We start from the raw sequence: 19,631 nt of genomic DNA, 5'->3' as shown, positions 1-19,631 counted from the left end.
GCATGAACGCGAACGAGGCGCGGCTGGCCCGAAACACCGCGCTTGCGGTGTGCGCGCTGGTCGTGTTGCGGCTGGCCGCCGCGGCATGGACGCCGCTGACCTTCGACGAAGCCTATTACTGGATGTGGTCGAAGGCGCTCGCCGGCGGCTATTACGACCATCCGCCGATGGTCGCGGTGGTGATCCGACTCGGCACCATGATCGCGGGCGATACGCCGTTCGGCGTGCGGCTGGTGTCGATCCTGCTCGCACTGCCGATGAGCTGGGCGATCTACCGCGCGGCCGAGATCCTGTTCGGCGGCCGGCGCATCGCCGCGAGCGCAACGATCCTGCTCAATGTGACGCTGATGGCCGCCGTCGGCACGCTGATCGTGACGCCGGATGCGCCGCTGCTGGTCGCCGCCAGCCTGCTGCTGTACGCGCTGGCAAAGGTGCTCGAGAGCGGCCGCGGCGCCTGGTGGCTTGCGGTCGGCGCCAGCGCCGGCGCGGCGCTGTTGTCGAAATACTCGGCGCTGTTCTTTGGCCCGGCGATCCTGATCTGGCTTGCGATGGTGCCGAAGCTGCGGCGCTGGTTTCTCTCGGCTTGGCTCTATCTCGGCGGCCTGGTCGCGCTCGGCCTGTTCAGCCCGGTCATCCGCTGGAATGCCGAGCATCACTGGGTGTCGTTCATCAAGCAGATGGGGCGCGCGCGGATCGAGGATTTCCGGCCGACCTACATCGCCGAGCTGATCCCGACCCAGTTTGCGTTCGCAACGCCGTTGGTCTTCATCCTCGGCGTGATGGGCCTCTACGCGCTCTATCGGCGCCGCGCCGGCGCGCTGGAGGCGCGCGTGCTGGTCAATACGATGTTCTGGACCATCGTCGTCTACTTCACGTGGCACGCATTGCATGCACGGGTCGAGGCCAACTGGTTCGCGCCGGTCTATCCCGCCTTTGCCGTAGCCGCCGCGGTCGCGGCAGTCCAGGTGCAGTGGGCGCCGCGCGAGCGGCGCACGATCGATTTCTGCCGCCGCTGGGCCGCGCCCGTCGGCGTCGTGCTGTTCGCGCTGCTGATCGTGCAGGCCAACACCGGTTTGCTCTCGGGCTACCGCCGCGACGCCACCGTGCGCAGCGTCGGTGTCGGCTGGCAGGAGCTTGCGGACGAGATCGAGGCGACCCGCGTGCGGACCGGCGCGAGCTGCGTGCTGGCGGCGGATTACGGCACCACCGGCTGGCTCGCCTTCTATCTCCCCAAGGGCACCTGCGTCGCCCAGCAGGGCCAGCGCATTCGCTGGGTCAACATGCAGGAGCCGAGCCCGGCGGAACTGGCCGGCAAGCTGATCTATGTGCACGAGGTCGAGCAGGCGATGCCGGCCTCGCTGCGCGACAATTTCGCCCGTGTCGAAACGGTGGCCGAGGCCAAACGCATGCGGGGGCCGTTGACCATCGAGACCTACGCGCTCGACCTGCTGGAAGGTGCAAAGGGCGAGGTCCTCGACCGTTCCCCGCCGCCGGAACTGCAATAAAATCCTCGCCGTTGAGTGTCGGATCGTCCGGGTCCGGGTCGTCTTCCAGACAGCCCGTCAACCATGCGAGGTTCCAACATGACCAGTTCCGTTCTCAAGCCTGCCGCCGAGCTCGCCACGACCAATGTCAGGCGCTTTCCCAATGAGAGCGCCGAGTATCGCAGCGCCCGCCAGGAATTGCTCGTCGAAGAGATCGAGCTGCGCCGGCATATCGAGCGCGTCGCCGCGCTGCGCCGCGCCTTGCCGCCGGGCGGCGAGGTGATCAAGCCCTATGAGTTCACCGGAGAAGCCGGTGCGGCATCGCTCGCCGATCTCTTCGGCAGCAAGCCGACGCTGATCGTCTACAGCTACATGTACGGTCCGCAGCGCGAGAAGCCGTGTCCGATGTGCACGTCGTTCATGGGCACCTGGGAGGATAAGCTGCCCGATATCGAGCAGCGCGTGTCGTTCGTGTTCGTGGCGCGCTCGCCGATCGCTCGATTGATCGAGGCGAAGAAGGCGCGCGGCTGGACGCGTCACAGGATCTACTCGGATGCGTCGGGCGACTACACGCGCGACTATGTCAGCAAGGATGACAGCGATCTGCCGGGCTACAATGTCTTCACGCGCCACAACGGCACGATGCGTCATTTCTGGGCCGGCGAAATGGGGGCGGGCACGATGGACCCCGGCCAGGATCCGCGCGGCGCGCCGGACATGGATCCGCTCTGGACCTTGCTCGACACGACGCCTGAAGGGCGCGGCAAGGACTGGTATCCGAAGCTCAGCTACTGAGAGATGGTTTTTGCTCGATCCCCGCGCGATTACGGGGCGATCGACAAGGAAATTCTCCCCTGAATATATTCCGGCATGCCGCGCTGGAGCGGCATGCCGGAATGTCCCATGATGGGACAGAAAAGCCGCTTTGGCGGTCCAATGTAATCTTAAAAAAGCCCTACGCCACAGGCACTTCCCGCGCTGCAGGGGATCGCATCCGGTTAAGTCGCATTTAACTAAAAGTCGCCTTAATGGCCGTCTGTGCCCCCGCGCGACGTTGAGCCGAACTCCGTTCGACCCCGCGTCGAGTGAGGGACAAAGGTGGACCTGTTTTGAGCGCCGGGCGTATGGGTACGAGTGCGAGTGCGTATGTTCTTGGGGCGCCAAGCCGCAAGAAATCCTCCCGAAAAATCCTCCCACAGCATTTCCTCGGCAGCGCCGCGGTGGCGGGGCTGGTGCTTGGCTGCGCCTGGACCGTTTACGCCAACATTTTTGCGGCGAGCGTCTATCCCTCCGTGGGCAATGCGTCGTTCGATGCGCCGGTGATCAAGCGGCCCGTCGCGGTCGCTGCGCGGCCGACGCCTGCCTTCAACGAGGTGTTCGCCTCCTTGACGCCGGCACCAGCGGCGCCCGCGAAGACCGAGGTCGCGAAGTCGGAAGCCGCGGCATCGTCGCTTATGTTTAACGATCGGTTTGCGGCCGCCTCGCCCGAGGGCGTCGCGTCCAGCGTCGTGGCTGACGCCGCATCGCAGATCGACCCGATCAAGCAGGCCGCTGCGCCAAAGGTCGCCGAAGCGGCGAGGGCGGTCGCCTCCGCGGAGCTCGCCGAGACATCGAAGCCGTTGCCGGCGCCGAAGTCGGTCGAGACCGCCAAGAAGCAGGCCGCCGCCAATCTGAAGGTGGCGCTCAACGATCCCGCTGCGGACGTTCAGCCCAAGGGGGCCGACAAGGCAGCCGAGGCGAAGCCTGCCGAGGCCAGGCAGGCGACTAAATCCGGCGGCGTTCGCGACATGGCCGCGCGCGCCAAGGCCGCAGTGATGTCGATCGCATCGAACGAACGGCAGACCATGGTCGAGAAACTGTGGGGCAAGCGGGAGTCGAGCGGCGGATTGCTCTCCTTCGCTTCAGCCGATGCGAACGTGACCGGCAGCATTCCTTCGACGCTGGACCAGAACCCGATGCTCGGCGGCTCGCCGCCCTATGACCGCCAGACGGCGGTCTACGACATCTCGGCCAGGACCGTGTACCTGCCTGACGGCACGCGCCTCGAGGCGCATTCGGGCCTCGGCTCCAGGCTCGACGATCCCAGGTCCTCGCACCTGAAGATGGTCGGCGTGACGCCGCCGCACATTTACGAGCTCAAGCCGCGCGAGGCACTGTTCCACGGCGTGCCGGCGCTGCGGCTCAATCCGATCGGCGGCGAAGGCAAGATCTTCAACCGCGTCGGCCTGCTCGCGCACACCTTCATGCTCGGTCCGAACGGCGACTCCAACGGCTGCGTCTCGTTCAAGGACTATTACGCGTTCCTCGACGCCTACCGTAACAAGGGCATCCGCCGTCTCGCGGTGCTCGCGCGGATTCAGTAGGCGCATTCTGCTGGAGGGGACGCTTGTCCCCTTGGCCTGTCCCGCGGTCAACCGCCTGGAACGGCCACCGCTCCATCGTCAGTTCCTGTCCGAAGGTCCCGGTTGCCATCCCTTGAAAGGCTGTGGAGCGCGCTATATCCTGTCGCATACAAGGGTGCCAGGGCCAACAGCGCCGCGTTCCCGAGGGGCAGAGAACCCGGGGAGCAGGGGAGGGAAGCATGAGCCGGTCGGCGGGCGTCATGCATACGGACAAGGTTCTCGACGTGCTTGCCGGAGGTGGGGCGCCATCCGACCTGTCGGCGTCGTGGCGTCGTTCCGGCCATCTGCACGCGCTCGATCCGGCGAGCCGCCTGCCTTCCCATCGTCTCAGCCAGGCTGACATCGCCGCTGCACAGCAGCGGCTCGGCGGATTCCTGAAAGTTGCTCAGAGCACGCTCGACCGGCTGTTCCTTGCCGTGGGCGGGGTTGGCTGCTCGGTGCTGCTCGCGGACCGCGACGGCGTCGTCGTCGACCGCCGCGGCGCGGGCGCCGATGATGCGACCTTCGACGCCTGGGGGCTCTGGACCGGCGCGGTCTGGAGCGAGAAATACGAGGGGACCAACGGCATCGGCACCTGCATCGTCGAGAAGCGCCCGCTGTCGATCGACCGCGAGCAGCACTTCTTCACCCGCAATTCCGGACTGTTCTGCACCACCGCGCCGATCTTCGATGAGCATGGCGAGCTTGCCGCCGCGCTCGATGTCTCTTCCTGCCGGGCGGATTTGACCGGCGGATTTTCCCGGCTGATCGCGACCACGGTCACCGACGCCGCGCGCACGATCGAGGCCGAGAATTTTCGCCGCGCGTTTCCCGATGCGCGAATTCTGCTGACGCCGAAGAGCGAGCGTGCCGTCAATTCGCTGCTGGCGGTCGATCGCGACGATCTCGTGATCGGTGCGACGCGGGCTGCGCGCCGCGCGCTCGGCCTCAACGCGGCGTCGCTGGCGCGGCCATTGCCGGCGGCCGACCTGATCGGCGAGACTCGCGACGCGGGTGACCTGGCTGCCGCGGAACGAGCAGCGTTGCAACGAGCGCTGGCGCGCGCCGGCGGCAATGTGTCGAAGGCCGCCAAGGACCTCGACATGTCCCGGGCGACCTTGCATCGCAAGCTCAAGCAACTCGGCTTGCACCGTTAGGCTGGCTCACGAAGCCCGGAGCGCTGCGTCCAAAGCGCTGCTGCGCCTGTGCAATTTGCGGCGCACTCTGTCTCAGATTTGCGACAGTTCCCTCGTGGCCCTTGGGGCGAGCCCCTGTTCTGTGTGCCTGATTTGATCGAGCGTTCCGGCCAACGCCGTGTGCATCGGCGTGCCAACGGAGGAACACATGAACAAGGTGGACATGCAGTCCGTGCTCAAGGCGCCGTTCGCCAAGCGCTACGGCAATTTCATCGGCGGCGAATGGCGCGAGCCCCATTCCGGGAAGTATTTCGACAACGTCTCGCCGGTCACGGGACTTCCGATCTGTGAAATCCCGCGCTCGGATGCTGCGGATATCGAGGCCGCGCTCGACGCGGCGCACGCAGCCAAGGACGCCTGGGGCAAGACCAGCGTCGCCGAGCGCTCGCTCATCCTCAACAAGATCGCCGACCGGATGGAGGCCAATCTCGAGAAGCTCGCCACCGCCGAGACCTGGGACAACGGCAAGCCGATCCGGGAGACCATGGCGGCCGACATACCGCTCGCGATCGACCACTTCCGCTATTTCGCCAGCGCGATCCGCGGCCAGGAGGGATCGATCTCCGAGATCGATCACGACACCGTCGCCTACCACTTCCATGAGCCGCTCGGCGTCGTCGGGCAGATCATTCCCTGGAATTTCCCGATCCTGATGGCGACGTGGAAGTTTGCGCCGGCACTCGCCGCCGGCAATTGCGTCGTGATCAAGCCCGCCGAGCAGACCCCGGCGTCGATCATGACCTGGCTCGAACTGGTCGGCGATCTCCTGCCCAAGGGCGTCCTCAACGTCGTCAACGGCTTCGGCCTCGAGGCCGGCAAGCCCTTGGCCTCGTCGAACCGGATCGCCAAGATCGCCTTCACCGGCGAGACCACGACGGGCCGGCTGATCATGCAATACGCCTCGCAGAACCTGATCCCGGTGACGCTCGAGCTCGGCGGCAAGTCGCCCAACATCTTCTTCAAGGACGTCTGCGCGGAAGACGATGATTTCTTCGACAAGGCGATCGAGGGCTTCGTGATGTTCGCGCTCAACCAGGGCGAGGTCTGTACCTGCCCGAGCCGTGCGCTGATTCACGAATCGATCTACGACCGCTTCATGGAGCGCGCGTTGAAGCGGGTGGCGGCGATCACGCAAGGCAGCCCGCTCGACCCGACCACCATGATCGGCGCGCAAGCTTCCTCCGAACAGCTCGAGAAGATCCTCTCCTATATCGACATTGGCAAGAAGGAGGGCGCCAAGGTCTTGGCCGGCGGCGAGCGCAACAATCTCGGCGGCGGATTGTCGGGCGGCTATTACGTCAAGCCGACCGTGTTCGAGGGCAACAACAAGATGCGCGTGTTCCAGGAGGAGATTTTCGGGCCGGTGGTGTCGGTCACGACCTTCAAGACCGACGAGGAAGCGCTCTCGATCGCCAACGACACGCTCTATGGCCTCGGTGCGGGCGTCTGGAGCCGCGATGCCAATCGCTGCTATCGCTTCGGTCGCGCCATCCAGGCCGGCCGGGTCTGGACCAATTGCTACCACGCCTATCCGGCGCACGCGGCGTTCGGCGGCTACAAGCAATCCGGCGTCGGCCGCGAGAACCACAAGATGATGCTCGACCATTACCAGCAGACCAAGAACATGCTGGTGAGCTACAGCGCGAAGAAGCTCGGCTTCTTCTGAGGCCGGGTTTGCCCCTGCGCTCAGGGGCGTAAAGACGACACACTTCGGCGGGGTATCCCGCCGAAGCTCCCATCACAGAGGCCGAGATGGCTGACAAGGTGACCGCGACGACGGCCGCGCTGGAGCTGATCGCCGAGATCGTCGCCGATCACGGGCCGGTGCTGTTTCACCAGTCCGGCGGCTGCTGCGACGGTTCGTCGCCGATGTGCTATCCGCAAGGCGAATTCCTGATCGGCGACCACGACGTCAAGCTCGGCGAGATCGGCGGCGCGCCGTTCTACATCAGCGGCGCGCAGTATGGCGTCTGGAAGCACACCGATCTGATCATCGACGTTGTTCCCGGACGCGGCGGCATGTTCTCGCTCGACAACGGGCGCGAGCGCCGGTTCCTGACCCGGTCCGAAATCTGCGCGTTGCCGCCCGGCGAGGCGGAGTAGGGCAGCCTGTCGCGATCGGCGTCGATCTGGAACTGGAGGCCATTGTCGCTATATTGTGCTGATCCAGGCGAGTCCAAGCTCGGCAACGGATCTGGTGCAACGCGAACATGTCTCCCACACCCTCCATCGAAACCCCGCCGCCGATCACGACCGAAGCGTTCGTCGATGCCGCAGCCGCCGTTGTCCGTCTCGAAGAGATCTACGAGCGCAACACCGGCTTCCTGCGCAATCGTTTCGAGGCCTATGTCAACGGCGCTGTTATCACGACGCGGGTGCGGGCGCATTATCCGTTCGTCCGCATCACGACCTCGTCGCATGCGCGGCTCGATTCGCGGCTTGCCTACGGCTTCGTCGCAGGACCCGGCGTCCACGAGACCAGCATCACGCGGCCCGATATCTTCCGGACGTATCTCACCGAACAGATCGGGCTCCTGATCAAGAACCATGGCGTGGCGGTCGAGATCGGCGAGTCGAACGAGCCGATCCCGATCCATTTCGCCTACCGCCGGGACATCAATATCGAGGCGGCGCTGACCATCGCCGACAGTTCGGCGTTCACAAGGTCGCTGCGCGACATCTTCGATACGCCCGATCTCGCGGCGATGGACGACGCGATCGCCGACGGCACCTTTGAGCTGACGCCGGGCGTTCCGGAGCCGCTCGCGCTGTTCCGCGCGGCGCGGGTCGATTACTCGCTGCGCCGGCTCTACCACTACACCGGCACCGACCCGGAGCATTTCCAGAATTTCGTGATCTTCACGAACTACCAGTTCTATGTCGATGCCTTCGTGCAGCTCTCCCAGCAGCGGCTTGCGTCGGGCGAGGCCGGTCTCGAGGCCTTCGTCACGCCCGGCAATGTGACCACGCACAATGCGCGGCTCGGCGGCGGCACCACCGGGACCCCGTCCGAACGCGTCCCGCAGATGCCGGCCTTTCATCTGGTCCGGCCCGGCTATCGCGGCATCACCCTGATCAATATCGGAATCGGTCCGTCCAATGCGCGCAACATCACCGATCACGTCGCGGTGCTGCGGCCGCATGCCTGGCTGATGATCGGGCACTGCGCCGGGCTGCGCAACACGCAGCGGCTCGGCGATTATGTGCTCGCCCACGGCTATGTGCGCGAGGACCACGTGCTCGATCACGAGCTGCCGCTCTGGGTGCCGATCCCGGCGCTTGCGGAAATGCAGGTCGCGCTCGAGGAAGCCGTCGGCGAGGTGACCGGGCTCTCCGGCTTCGAGCTCAAGCGGCTGATGCGCACCGGCACGGTCGCCAGCGTCGACAACCGCAACTGGGAGATCAGCGGGCCGCAGGTGATCCGGCGCATGTCGCAGTCGCGCGCGGTCGCGCTCGACATGGAATCGGCGGCGATCGCCGCCAACGGCTATCGCTTCCGCGTACCCTACGGCACGCTGCTGTGCGTCTCCGACAAGCCGCTGCACGGCGAGATCAAGCTCGCAGGCATGGCCAGCGAATTCTACCGCCAGCGCGTCGGACAGCACCTTGAGATCGGTCTCAAGGCGCTGGAGCGGCTCAAGCAGCAGGAATCCGAACGCCTGCATTCGCGCAAGCTGCGCAGCTTCGCCGAGGTCGCGTTTCAGTAGCGCAACGCTGGGCGGAACGGCCCTCAGGCGAGCGCGTTGCCGCGGGCGATGATCGCGAAGCGGTCGGACAGTTCGGCGAGCGCGACGTCGTGAATGAGCCTCGCGGCGATCGTGCCGCCGACGCCGTCGGGCAGGTCGCGGGTGGCGCAGCTGTCGGCGTCGATCGTGGTGCGGAAGCCGAGATCGAGTGCGGCGCGGGCCGTCGAGCTCACGCACATATGCGTCATGAAGCCGGCGAGCACCAGCTCCTTGCGGCCGGTCGCGGCAAGCTGCGCGTTGAGGTCGGTGCCGGCGAACGCGTTCGGCAATTGCTTCTCGATCACGATCTCGCCCGGCCGCGGCGCCAGCGGCGCGACGATCGCGCCACGCTCCGCGCTGCGGTCGAACAGGCTGCCCGGCTGGCCCTTGTGCGCGATGTGGATGATCGCGGCGCCGCTTTCCCGGGCGCGGGCGAGCAATGCCGTCGCGCGCGCAATCGCCGGGTTGGCGTCGGGCAGGGCCAGCGGACCGGCAAGGTATTCGTTCTGGATATCGATCAGCACCAGGCAGCTGTCGCCGAGGCGGGGCGGGGTGAGGTCGATACCGGCAAGCTGCATCAATGTCTTGGCTGATGTCATGGTCGTTCTCCAGCGGATGTGCCCCCGAAAACATAGCCTGAGATCGGCCTGCTGTTATGCAGGGATATTGCAGCCGGTGGCTGCGTTATTGCAGGTGGCGGCCGCGCGATGTAGCCTGGCGCCATGAACTGGGACGATCTTCGCATCATCGCGGCCGTCAGGGACGAGGGCACTTACGCCGGCGCCAGCGCGCGGCTGCGCATCGACGAGACCACGGTCGGGCGCAGGCTGGCGCGGATCGAGCGCGCGCTCGGCCTGCGCCTGTTCGAGGCCGTCGATGGCGTGCGCAAGCCGACCCGGCAGTGCGACATGGTGCTCGCGCATATTGAGGCGATGGCCGCGCATGCCGAGGAGATCGGCCGGATCGGCGAAAGCCTGCCCGGTCCGGTCGGGCGGCTGCGCATCGCCTCCACCAGCGCGATCGCCGAGGAGGTGCTGGCGCCGCGTGCAAGTGAATTCCTGCGCGCCCATCCGGGCCTGACGCTGCAGTTTCTGACGTCCAGCGAGAACGTAAAATTCTCGCGCTGGGAAGCCGATCTCGCGATCCGCTTGCGCAAGCCCGACAAGGGAGACTTTGCGATCTCGAAGCTCGCCGAGATCAGGTCGTATTTCTTCGAGCCGGCCGCGACGACAGCGGGCGAAGCGATGCTGTGCGCCTATCCCGACGAGCTCGGGGGGATTCCTGAGATGCAGTTCCTGCGCGCGAAGCGGCTTCGCGCACGCTGCGTCACCGACAATGTCCGGATCATCCACACGCTGATCCAATCGCATCACGCGGTCGGCGTGTTGCCGGAGCACAGCTGCGCCGGCCTGCTGACCGACCGCCGTCTGCGCGCCACGCTATTGCCGAAGCGACGCGACGTCTGGCTCCTGGTGCAGAACCATCTCAAGCGCGACGCGGCAACGCGCGTCACCATCGACTGGCTGCGCGCCTGCTTCCAGGATGCCGCGCAGACGGGATGACGCGCCCACGCAATGACGGGACGTGCTGCGACGCTTGGGTCACAGCACCGCCCCGTCATGAAAAAATCACACGCAGCCCTCTTGCAACCCGGACGTGCTTCGTCTATTAGCCCGCTCCTTCGCTTCGGCCACGGGTTCGGGCTCGTTGAGATCCCGACCGGCGCGTGCCGCCCTGCGGTGTCGTGTTCCGCCGAAATGAAGATCGCGAGATGAAGCTCATGGTCGAGCGTCGGGGATGAAATCCCGAAGGTATCGGTTCGAATCCGGTCTCTCACAAAGGATAGCTCAGTTGGTTAGAGCAGGTGAATGATACTCATCGGGTCGCGGGTTCGATTCCCGCTCCAAGCGCTCCGTTCAGCCTGAAAAGCTGATACCTCTGAAGGGGACCGGACGCGCGCTTCAGTCGCAGTCCGGCCGTCCTGCCGCAAGGCATTTCGTCCGAACATCGACACTGTGAGACCGGCTTTGCGCCGCGGTGGATACCGCTTGCGCTGATGCCGGGTGGCTCCGCACGGCCGCGCGACCTTCGTCGCGCGAACGCGCGCGTGCGCCCGTCATCGCGCAAGCTCTAAGCCACGGCCCGCTTGGCTGACAGGAAGCCGCGTTCGCGTCCTCACGTCCTTTGCAAAATGAAACCCGCTCTCAGGCCCATGGGCCTGACGGCAAACGATGGAGGCGTGTCGTGACCCTGAAGAGGACCTGGCACTTCCTGACGACCAATTTGACGGTGAAGGATGGCGAGCGCGCGTTGCTGATGCGCGACGGCCGGCTCGAGCAGGTGCTCGCGCCCGGACGTCACCGCCTGTTCGATCCCCTGCATCAGCTCAAGGCCGAGCTGTTCAGCGTCGTGCGGACCGAATTCCCCGCGGATCGCTTCGCGGTGATCAAGGCCGCGCGCCCTGATCTGGCCGACGAGCTGTTCGAGGCGGTCGAGACCCGCGCGAACGAGATCGCGATCGTCAGCCTCGACGGCCGTCCCGTGCAGCTGATGACGCCCTGGCAGACGCGCGTGTACTGGAAGATCGCGACGTCGGTCGAGGTCGAGCGCATCGACGTCACCAGCGATCCCAGGGTCACGGCACGCCATCTCGCGATGATCCAGCCCAACCGGGCCGGCGTCATCACCGAGGCGGTGGTCGAGAACCACGAGGCCGGTCTGCTCACGGTCGAGGGCAAGCTGGTCGAGCGGCTCGCGCCCGGCCGGCACGCGTTCTGGATCGCGGGCCGCAAGATCGAGGTCAAGCGCCTCGATTTGCGTCCCCAGGCGGTCGAGATCACGGCGCAGGAGATGCTGACCAAGGATCGCATCGCGCTGCGCGTGACGCTGACCGCGTTCCGCCGGATCGTCGATCCCGAGCGGGTCGTGGCTGTCGTGCCCGACGTCGATGCGTGGCTGTACCGCCTGGTGCAGTTCGCGATCCGCGAGGCGGTGGCCGGCCGCACGCTGGACGAGGTGCTGTCTGCGAAGACGGCGCTCGATACGGAGCTTCGCGACTTCGTCCGCGATCGTGTCGCGGACGGCGGCGTCGAGGTCACCGAGCTCGGCGTGAAGGACGTGATCCTGCCCGGCGAGATCCGCGAGCTGGTCAACAAGGTGGTGGAGGCGGAGCGGGTGGCGAAGGCCAACCTGATCCGCCGCCAGGAGGAGACCGCGGCGACGCGTTCGCTCCTGAACACCGCCAGGCTGATGGAGGAGAACCCTCTGCTGCTGCGGCTCAAGGAGCTGGAGTCGCTCGAGCGTCTGGTCGAGAAGGTCGGCCGCATCGACCTGCATGCGGGCGAGGGCCAGGGCCTCGATGCGCTGCTGACCAAGCTGGTGCGTCTCAAGGCGCCCGAGAGCGCGTAAGACAGGAAGGGCCGCCCACGGGCGGCCCTTCGATTTTTTTCGCCGGGACGGGCCGCCGGCACTCGTACGAATGTTAGCGTGCAGACGGCTGTAACCGGGCACCGCCACGGCCACAATTCGCATGTCCCGCGCCACGCCGCAAAACAGAGGTGCCACTCCGGTCAGATTGCGATAACGTTCGTGCACCGTGGTCCATTCGGCCAGCCGTCAACCCGTCGGTGAAGCCAGTGCAGCAGATTGCGGAATGGCTCGAGAAGCTGGGACTTGGGCAATACGCGCTGCGTTTTGCCGAGAATGGGATCGACCTCGGCGTTCTTCCCGAATTGACGGATGAAGACTTCGACAGGCTCGGCGTCCTGCTCGGCCATCGCCGCAAGATGCTGCGCGCGATCGCCGATCTCAATCAAGCCGGACTGATCGCCGCGCCGGTTTCACCGCACGATGCCGAGCGCCGCCACCTCACTGTGATGTTCTGCGACCTGGTCGGCTCGACGGCGTTATCGGCACGTCTCGATCCCGAGGACATGTGGGAGGTGATCCGCGCCTATCGCGCAGCCTGTGCGCAGGTGATCACGACATACGACGGCGCCGTTGCCAGATTTATCGGCGACGGGATCCTTGCTTATTTCGGCTATCCCCGCGCCCACGAGGATGATGCGGAGCGCGCGGTGCGCGCCGGCCTCGACGTCATCGCCGCAATCGGCAAGCTCGAGACCCGCGCGAAAGAGGGAGTTGCGGTGCGGATCGCGATCGCGAGCGGGCTCGTCGTGGTCGGCGACCTCGTCTCCGGCGGCGCGTCGGAGGAGCAGGCGCTGGTCGGCGATGCACCGAACATCGCGGCGCGGCTGCAAAGCCTGGCGGAACCGGGCGTGGTCGTCGTGGCTGCCTCGACCCGCCGGCTGCTCGGCAACCTGTTCACGCTGCGCAACCTCGGCCGCCGCGAGGTCAAGGGCATCTCCGAGCCGATCGCGGTGTGGGCCGTCGAAGGCGAGCCGGCATCGGAAAGCCGTTTCGAGGCGGTGCGCACCGCGCGCTCGATCGGCTTCGTCGGCCGCAAGGCGGAGATCGAATTTGCGCTGTCGCGCCAGCAACTGGCGTGGCAAGGCCAGGGCCAGGCGGTGCTGATATCGGGCGAAGCGGGTATCGGCAAATCGCGCATCGTGGCGATGCTCTCCGACAGCCTGGCGCCCGGGGCACACCGCCGTGTGCGGTATCAATGCTCGCCCTATCACACCAACAGCGCGCTGCACCCCTTTGTCGCCCAGCTCGAGCGTGCCGCCGGCATCAGGTCGGAAGATGCGCCGGAGCAGAAGCTGGACAAGCTCGAAGCCATGCTGGCGCTCGGCACGCAGCACGTGCCCAGCGTGACACCGCTGATCGCGGCGCTGCTGTCGATCCCGACCGGCGACCGCTATCCGCCGCTCGGCCTCAGCCCGGCGCAGCAGCGGCGGCAGACATTCGCAGCGCTGCTCGACCAGCTCGAAGGCCTCGCCCGGCAGCAGCCGGTGCTTGTCGTCTGCGAAGACGTGCATTGGGCCGATGCCACGTCGCTCGAACTGCTCGACCTCGCGGTCGACCGGATCAGGGGGCTGCCGATCCTCATGCTCATGACGTTCAGGCCGGAGTTCGAGCCGCCATGGGCCGGGCTCGCCAATGTCAGCCTGCTGCGGCTCGATCGGCTCGACCGGCAGGATACGCGCGCGCTGATCGAGCAGGTGACCGTCGGCCGGTTGCTGCCCGGCGAGATGATGGCGCAGATCATCGAGCGGACGGATGGTGTCCCGCTGTTCGTCGAGGAGCTGACCAAGATGGTCATGGAGTCGGGGCTGCTGGTCGAGAATGCCGGGCGCTATCGCCTCGACAATCCGCTGCCGCCGCTGGCGATCCCGGCGACGCTGCAGGACTCGCTGATGGCACGGCTCGACCGGCTGGCGCCGGTCAAGGAGGTGGCGCAGATCGGTGCGGCGATCGGCCGCGAGTTCTCATATGCGCTGCTGCGCAGCGTGGCCGGGCGCGATGATCTGACGCTTGGCGCGGCGCTTGCCCAGCTCGAAGAGGCCGAGCTGCTGCTGCGCCGGGGCGTGCCGCCGGACGCAAGCTACAGTTTCAAGCACGCGCTGGTCCAGGAAGCGGCTTACGAGAGTCTGCTCAAGAGCCGCCGGCAGTTGCTTCACAAGCATATCGGCGATGTGTTGCGCGACAAGTTTGCCGAGATGGCCGAGATCGAGCCGGAAGTCGTCGCCTACCATTTCACCGAGGCAGGGCTCGGCGAGACCGCGCTGGCGTGGTGGCGCAAGGCCGGTCAGCAGGCGCTGAAGCGCTCGGCCTATTGCGAGGCGATCGCGCATCTCGGCAAGGCGGTCGCCATCGCCGATGAGCTGCCCGACGAGCCGGATCGGATGATCGGCCGGCTCCATCTGCAAATCGCCTACGGCCGCGCGCTGCGGGGCAGTCTCGGGCACAGCGCCCCCGAGACGGTCGCCGCCTGGACGCGCGCCCGGCAGTTCGCCTCCGACATCGATGATCCGATCGAACTGGCGCCGATCCAGTCGGGTCTCTTCAACGCCTGCTTGACCCACGGCGAGCTCGCGCCGATGCGGGAACTGGCGGAGGCGATCATGGGCGCAGCGGAGCGGCATCCGGATTCGCCGGTGGCGACCATCGTCGCGCGCTGGGCCAGCGGGGTAACCTCCTGGTTCGCGGGCGAGTACCTGAACGCGGGCATCCATCTCGAGCAGGCCTTCGCGGCCTATGCGACCGAGCCGGATCCGGCAACCTTCAAGTCGTCGACGCTCGACTTGCCGTTCGTCATCATGAGATTTCTCGCCCTGGTGCTTTGGCCGCGCGGCGAAATCGATCGGGCCCGGCAGCTCGCGGGCGCCGCGGTGGACGTCGGAAAACAGCGCGCGCTCGCGCGCGCCAATGCGCTAGTTCACAAGGCCGTCTTCGACGGGCTGTGCGGCAGCAGGTTGCGCCAGACCGAGACGATCCTGGCCCTGGGCCTGGCGCGGGACCACACGATGCCGTTGTATGTCGCCGCCGGCACCTATCTCAATGGTCTGGAGAAGTGGCGTGCCGGCGATCGCGCCGCAGGTCTCGCGGAGATGCAGCGTGGCTGGTCGTTGCTTCACGAGAACGACTGCTACCTCTGTGAACCGTTCTGGGGATTACAGATTGCCGTGGCCAATGCGGAGGCCGGGCATGTCGATGCCGGGCTCGACATCATCAATGAGCTGATCGAGGCGACGGAGCAGTCCGGGCAGCACTGGCTCGATGCCGAGCTGTACCGCGTGCAGGGTGGGCTGCTGTCGCGTCGTCACAGCCCCGACATTTCAGGCGCGGAGGATGCGTTCCATCGCGCCCTCGAGATCGCGCGAAGGCAGCAGACCAGGACGTTCGAATTGCGCAGCGCGCTGGGACTTGCACGTCTTTACAGCCGCAGCGGCCGGGCAGAGGAGATATCTCAATTGCTGGCGCCGGTGCTCGCCGGTTTCGATTCGGCGCTCGATCTTGCCGAGGTCAAGGACGCGCAGGAACTGCTCACGCAGGCGCGTCGGTGGCCGGACCACCACTCGCGCGCATCGTGACGGGTGCCGCAGCGGAGCGGTCACACCGCGTCCGCCCACCTTCCTGCGCCCGCGCAAGTGGTGAAAGAGCAGGCTCGGATGTCGCGCAAGACGCTAGCGGTGCGAAACTGGAGCTGTTGGGTTCCCGAAGTTCTACGGTGCGACGATGCGCATTTTGCTATTGCGTCCGCTGGCGCATTTGCATCTACTTTAAAAACGCCGCTGCGGAGAATTCCGCCTTGCGGTCAAGCGTTTGGAATTTGTTTTTCATCCTGTGTTTGAGTGAGTATGCTGTGCGACCCTTGACGTTCCCGCAGGTGAGCATTTCCGGTGGAACTTGTAATCGCCTTCTCGCGACATTGTCGCCGGCGGATCTGGACCTCCTGAGACCCGAACTTGAGACCGTTGCGCTCGAACAGGATGCAGTCCTGGCGCGCGCCGGTGACGAGATCGACTACGTCTTCTTTCCTCACAGCGGCGCGATCCTGTTGATGATCGACATGGCGGATGGGCAGACGGTCGCGACCGGTGTGGTCGGATGCGAAGGGGCCGTGGGCAGTCTTTCGGTTCTCGGAGCCTCGCCGTCAGGCATTACCGCCGTCGTTCGTGCGGCTGGTACCGCTTCGCGGGTCCCGGCGGCGCGCTTTCATGCCGCTTTCGGCCGCAGTCCGGGGATTCGGCAGGCGATCCAGAAGCACGTCAGATCGATGCTGATCCAGTTTCAGCTCGGCTCCGCGTGCAATGCGCTCCACCCGGTCGAGGCGCGGATGGCGCGCTGGCTGCTTCAACTTCGCGACCGCGTCGACAGCGACGTCCTCCCGCTGACCCAGCAAGCGCTGTCGCAAATCCTCGGCGTACGACGAACGACGGTGACCTTGCTGATGGGTAATCTGCGCAAGCGCGGAGCGATCAGGTCAGATCAGCGAGGCCAGATCGAGATCGACCGGGCGCGGCTATTGGCGGCGGCGTGCGAATGCCATCGCGTCATGCGTCTCGAGGCCGAGGAGATCTTCTCGGGTAGCAAGATTCGAACGCGAGGAATGGCGCCGGCCAACGATCCGCGCATCCCGGAAATCGAGGCTGATGACGCCGTGTAAGCGCGTTCAGCTTCCTGGCCGCCGATCAAGCTCCCGCGTGGGGGAGGATACCCTTTCGAGCTTCGCAATCTCGCGCAGCACCTTTGCGGTCTCGCGCAACTCATTGCGCTTCGGGCCGGGCTTCAGCCGTCGTGCCTCATCGAGAAAGTCCTTGGCCTGCAGCAGCCAGGCAGACGTTTCGGTCGAGATCTGTACCTGCGCCATGGTGTCCCTCCATCGCGGTCGTCAAAAGTGGTGGCCATTTTCAGGCCGGTGAACCGCCGCCGCGGCGTCGCCGCACGCGGATGCTCGGCTCATCGACCCAGGCGTCCCGCGCAAACCAGGCGTGATCCGCGCGGCAAAATGGACAGGGCGTGCGCGAGAAGAACACGGTACTGCGTCGAAAGCTCTCGCGATCGGTTTTGATTCCGGTGGAAATCGCGTGTCCGGTTTGCGGACATCTGACCATCACCATGCCCATGAGCGCCTCCCTCCCATATTGCCTTTTGCTTTTTGCCGTTTGCCTTGCAGAATAGTCCGGCCGGTTGGATTGGCCCCAGATCGGTGCGCGGGGTAGTTGGGGGGGCATCGCGCACCTGCGGCGGTTGACGGAGCATCGGGCAGTGGGGGCTGCATGCTCTCGTCACGGGGCTTCTTCCAACCGGCCAGGTCCCTCCTTGAACGAATCCTCGATGTGACTTCAACGCCGCTTCTTCAGGCGGCTCGGCTGAGAACCTTGTCGCTTTCGCTCACTGCACTGCCTCCCTCGCAAGTGAACGCATTCTCCGCAACGCTTGCTCGCGTCACGGGAGCTGACGCTCCGTGCTCAATTCAGATTTTTGAGTGAACTTCGATCTCGTCCCGAGCTTACTGTGCGGGACGCTGACGACACTGTCGGTTCGGTTTGCGACTCTCGCACGAAATTTTTTTTGAAATTGTCAACTCAGACCAACGTATATTTACGGAGAGTGTTGTGCATAACGTGCATGCTGTGAGCAGCGTAAGGCTCTGCATCAGTGCGAGGTTGTGGACGTATTCGCATCGGCCGCGCTGCGGTAAGTCGCCCGGCGAGCCTGCCCCAAACAAAAACCCCGGCATCGCTGCCGGGGTTTTGCATTTCGTAGATTGCCTTGGATGGCTGGATCAGAAGTCCATGCCGCCCATGCCGCCGCCCGGAGGCATCGCGGGGCCGCCGGCGTTCTTCTTCGGCAGCTCGGCAACCATCGCTTCCGTGGTGATCAAGAGCGCGGCAACCGAGGCAGCGTTCTGGATCGCGGTGCGCACGACCTTGGTCGGGTCGATGATGCCCTTCTTGACGAGGTCGGCATAGTCGCCGGTCTGGGAGTCGAAGCCGTAGTTGTAGGTCTTGTTCTCCAGGATCTTGCCGACGATGACCGAACCGTCTTCACCGGCGTTGATCGCGATCTGGCGAGCCGGAGCCGACAGCGCCTTGCGCACGATCTCGACGCCGGTCTTCTGGTCGTCGTTCTTGGTGCGCAGGCCCTTGAGCTGCTCGGAGGCACGGAGCAGGGCGACGCCGCCGCCCGGGACGATGCCTTCCTCGACAGCCGCGCGGGTCGCGTGCATCGCGTCATCAACGCGATCCTTGCGCTCCTTCACCTCGACCTCGGTCGCGCCGCCGACGCGGATCACCGCGACGCCGCCTGCGAGCTTGGCGAGACGCTCCTGCAGCTTCTCACGGTCGTAGTCCGAGGTGGTCTCCTCGATCTGCGCCTTGATCTGGGCAACGCGGGCGTCGATGTCGGCCTTCTTGCCGGCGCCGTTGACGATCGTGGTGTTCTCCTTGTCGATCATCACCTTCTTGGCGCGACCGAGCATCTGCAGCGTGACGTTCTCGAGCTTGATGCCGAGGTCTTCCGAGATGGCCTGGCCGCCGGTCAGGATCGCGATGTCCTGCAGCATGGCCTTGCGGCGATCGCCGAAGCCCGGAGCCTTGACGGCCGCGACCTTCAGGCCGCCACGCAGGCGGTTGACGACGAGGGTGGCAAGGGCTTCGCCTTCGACGTCCTCGGCGACGATGACCAGCGGCTTGCCGGTCTGCACCACGGCCTCGAGCAGCGGCAGCAGCTCGTTCAGCGAGGAGAGCTTCTTCTCGTTGATCAGGATGTAGGCGTCGTCCATCTCAACGCGCATCTTGTCGGCGTTGGTGACGAAGTAGGGCGAGATGTAGCCGCGGTCGAACTGCATGCCCTCGACGACGTCGAGTTCGGTCTCGAGCGACTTGGCTTCCTCGACCGTGATGACGCCCTCGTTGCCGACCTTCTTCATGGCGTCGGAGAGGAACTTGCCGATCTCGGCATCGCCGTTGGCGGAGATGGTGCCGACCTGGGCGATCTCCTCGTTCGAGGTGACCTTCTTGGAGTTCTTCTGGAGGTCCGCAACGACGGCTTCGACCGCGAGGTCGATACCGCGCTTCAGGTCCATCGGGTTCATGCCGGCGGCGACCGACTTGGCGCCTTCCTTCACGATCGCCGCGGCCAGCACGGTCGCGGTGGTGGTGCCGTCGCCGGCCGCGTCAGCGGACTTGGAGGCGACTTCGCGCACCATCTGGGCGCCCATGTTCTCGAACTTGTCCTCGAGCTCGATCTCCTTGGCGACGGTGACGCCGTCCTTGGTGATGCGGGGAGCGCCGAACGACTTCTCGAGCACGACGTTGCGGCCCTTCGGGCCGAGGGTCACCTTCACCGCATTGGCGAGGATGTCGACGCCGCGCAGCATCTTGTCGCGCGCCTCGACGGAGAATTTGACTTCTTTAGCTGCCATCTGAGTTTTTC

The 19,631-nt window shown here is 65.6% G+C and carries 15 protein-coding genes and 2 tRNA genes; 13 read left to right on the top strand and 4 right to left on the bottom strand.

Translation table 11 applies throughout. From position 1 onward, the window contains the following. Window positions 1-2: 2 nt before the first annotated feature. From ACVWY5_RS21970 to ACVWY5_RS21940, 7 genes are all read left to right on the top strand, one after another. Entirely contained in the window at window positions 3-1,505 is a 1,503-nt protein-coding gene (locus ACVWY5_RS21970; RefSeq protein ID WP_028336819.1) for a glycosyltransferase family 39 protein, read from the top strand. 78 nt (window positions 1,506-1,583) lie between these two features. Then, entirely contained in the window at window positions 1,584-2,279 is a 696-nt protein-coding gene (locus ACVWY5_RS21965) for a DUF899 family protein (RefSeq protein WP_028336820.1), read from the top strand. A gap of 329 nt (window positions 2,280-2,608) precedes the next feature. Beyond that, on the top strand, window positions 2,609-3,847 hold the full coding sequence (locus ACVWY5_RS21960) for a DUF2778 domain-containing protein (protein ID WP_321177055.1): 1,239 nt from the start codon (window positions 2,609-2,611) through the stop codon (window positions 3,845-3,847). A 218-nt stretch (window positions 3,848-4,065) separates the two neighbouring features. Continuing rightward, on the top strand, window positions 4,066-5,022 hold the full coding sequence (locus ACVWY5_RS21955) for a helix-turn-helix domain-containing protein (protein WP_028336822.1): 957 nt from the start codon (window positions 4,066-4,068) through the stop codon (window positions 5,020-5,022). 187 nt (window positions 5,023-5,209) lie between these two features. Further along, complete coding sequence (gene adh, locus ACVWY5_RS21950; RefSeq protein WP_028336823.1) at window positions 5,210-6,727, top strand: aldehyde dehydrogenase; 1,518 nt, start codon at window positions 5,210-5,212, stop codon at window positions 6,725-6,727. An 86-nt stretch (window positions 6,728-6,813) separates the two neighbouring features. Then, window positions 6,814-7,164 carry a DUF779 domain-containing protein gene (locus ACVWY5_RS21945; RefSeq protein ID WP_028336824.1) on the top strand — a complete coding sequence of 117 codons (351 nt, stop codon included), beginning with the start codon at window positions 6,814-6,816 and terminating at the stop codon, window positions 7,162-7,164. 107 nt (window positions 7,165-7,271) lie between these two features. Next, window positions 7,272-8,768, top strand: a complete 1,497-nt coding sequence (locus ACVWY5_RS21940) for an AMP nucleosidase (RefSeq protein ID WP_038377823.1) — start codon at window positions 7,272-7,274, stop codon at window positions 8,766-8,768. Window positions 8,769-8,791: 23 nt separating this feature from the next. Here ACVWY5_RS21940 and ACVWY5_RS21935 read toward each other — a convergent pair whose 3' ends face one another. Continuing rightward, window positions 8,792-9,385, bottom strand: a complete 594-nt coding sequence (locus ACVWY5_RS21935; RefSeq protein ID WP_028336826.1) for a cysteine hydrolase family protein — start codon at window positions 9,383-9,385, stop codon at window positions 8,792-8,794. Window positions 9,386-9,508: 123 nt separating this feature from the next. On the opposite strand from ACVWY5_RS21935, the gene ACVWY5_RS21930 reads away from it, so the two are divergent. The 6 genes from ACVWY5_RS21930 to ACVWY5_RS21905 all read left to right on the top strand — a co-directional run bounded on the left by ACVWY5_RS21930 (window position 9,509) and on the right by ACVWY5_RS21905 (window position 16,857). Continuing rightward, on the top strand, window positions 9,509-10,348 hold the full coding sequence (locus ACVWY5_RS21930) for a LysR family transcriptional regulator (RefSeq protein WP_028336827.1): 840 nt from the start codon (window positions 9,509-9,511) through the stop codon (window positions 10,346-10,348). Window positions 10,349-10,552: 204 nt separating this feature from the next. After that, window positions 10,553-10,624 (top strand) — tRNA-Phe (locus tag ACVWY5_RS21925). A gap of 2 nt (window positions 10,625-10,626) precedes the next feature. Beyond that, window positions 10,627-10,693: transfer RNA gene (locus ACVWY5_RS21920), tRNA-Ile, on the top strand. A 409-nt stretch (window positions 10,694-11,102) separates the two neighbouring features. Next, window positions 11,103-12,194, top strand: a complete 1,092-nt coding sequence (locus ACVWY5_RS21915) for a slipin family protein (protein ID WP_051376297.1) — start codon at window positions 11,103-11,105, stop codon at window positions 12,192-12,194. 227 nt (window positions 12,195-12,421) lie between these two features. Next, window positions 12,422-15,781, top strand: coding sequence for an adenylate/guanylate cyclase domain-containing protein (locus ACVWY5_RS21910; RefSeq protein WP_028352347.1), 3,360 nt, complete (start codon window positions 12,422-12,424; stop codon window positions 15,779-15,781). A gap of 281 nt (window positions 15,782-16,062) precedes the next feature. Then, window positions 16,063-16,857, top strand: a complete 795-nt coding sequence (locus ACVWY5_RS21905) for a Crp/Fnr family transcriptional regulator (protein ID WP_244481753.1) — start codon at window positions 16,063-16,065, stop codon at window positions 16,855-16,857. Window positions 16,858-16,863: 6 nt separating this feature from the next. On the opposite strand, the gene ACVWY5_RS21900 is transcribed toward ACVWY5_RS21905, so the two are convergent. The 3 genes from ACVWY5_RS21900 to groL all read right to left on the bottom strand — a co-directional run bounded on the left by ACVWY5_RS21900 (window position 16,864) and on the right by groL (window position 19,620). Then, on the bottom strand, window positions 16,864-17,061 hold the full coding sequence (locus ACVWY5_RS21900; RefSeq protein ID WP_028336829.1) for a hypothetical protein: 198 nt from the start codon (window positions 17,059-17,061) through the stop codon (window positions 16,864-16,866). A gap of 40 nt (window positions 17,062-17,101) precedes the next feature. After that, window positions 17,102-17,317, bottom strand: coding sequence for a hypothetical protein (locus tag ACVWY5_RS21895; protein ID WP_028352345.1), 216 nt, complete (start codon window positions 17,315-17,317; stop codon window positions 17,102-17,104). Between the two features lie 662 nt (window positions 17,318-17,979). Beyond that, entirely contained in the window at window positions 17,980-19,620 is a 1,641-nt protein-coding gene (gene groL, locus ACVWY5_RS21890; RefSeq protein WP_157343304.1) for a chaperonin GroEL, read from the bottom strand. Window positions 19,621-19,631 lie beyond the last annotated feature (11 nt).

It is taken from the genome of Bradyrhizobium sp. USDA 3256 (assembly GCF_054058275.1).
This window is presented reverse-complemented; position numbering and strand designations above follow the sequence as displayed.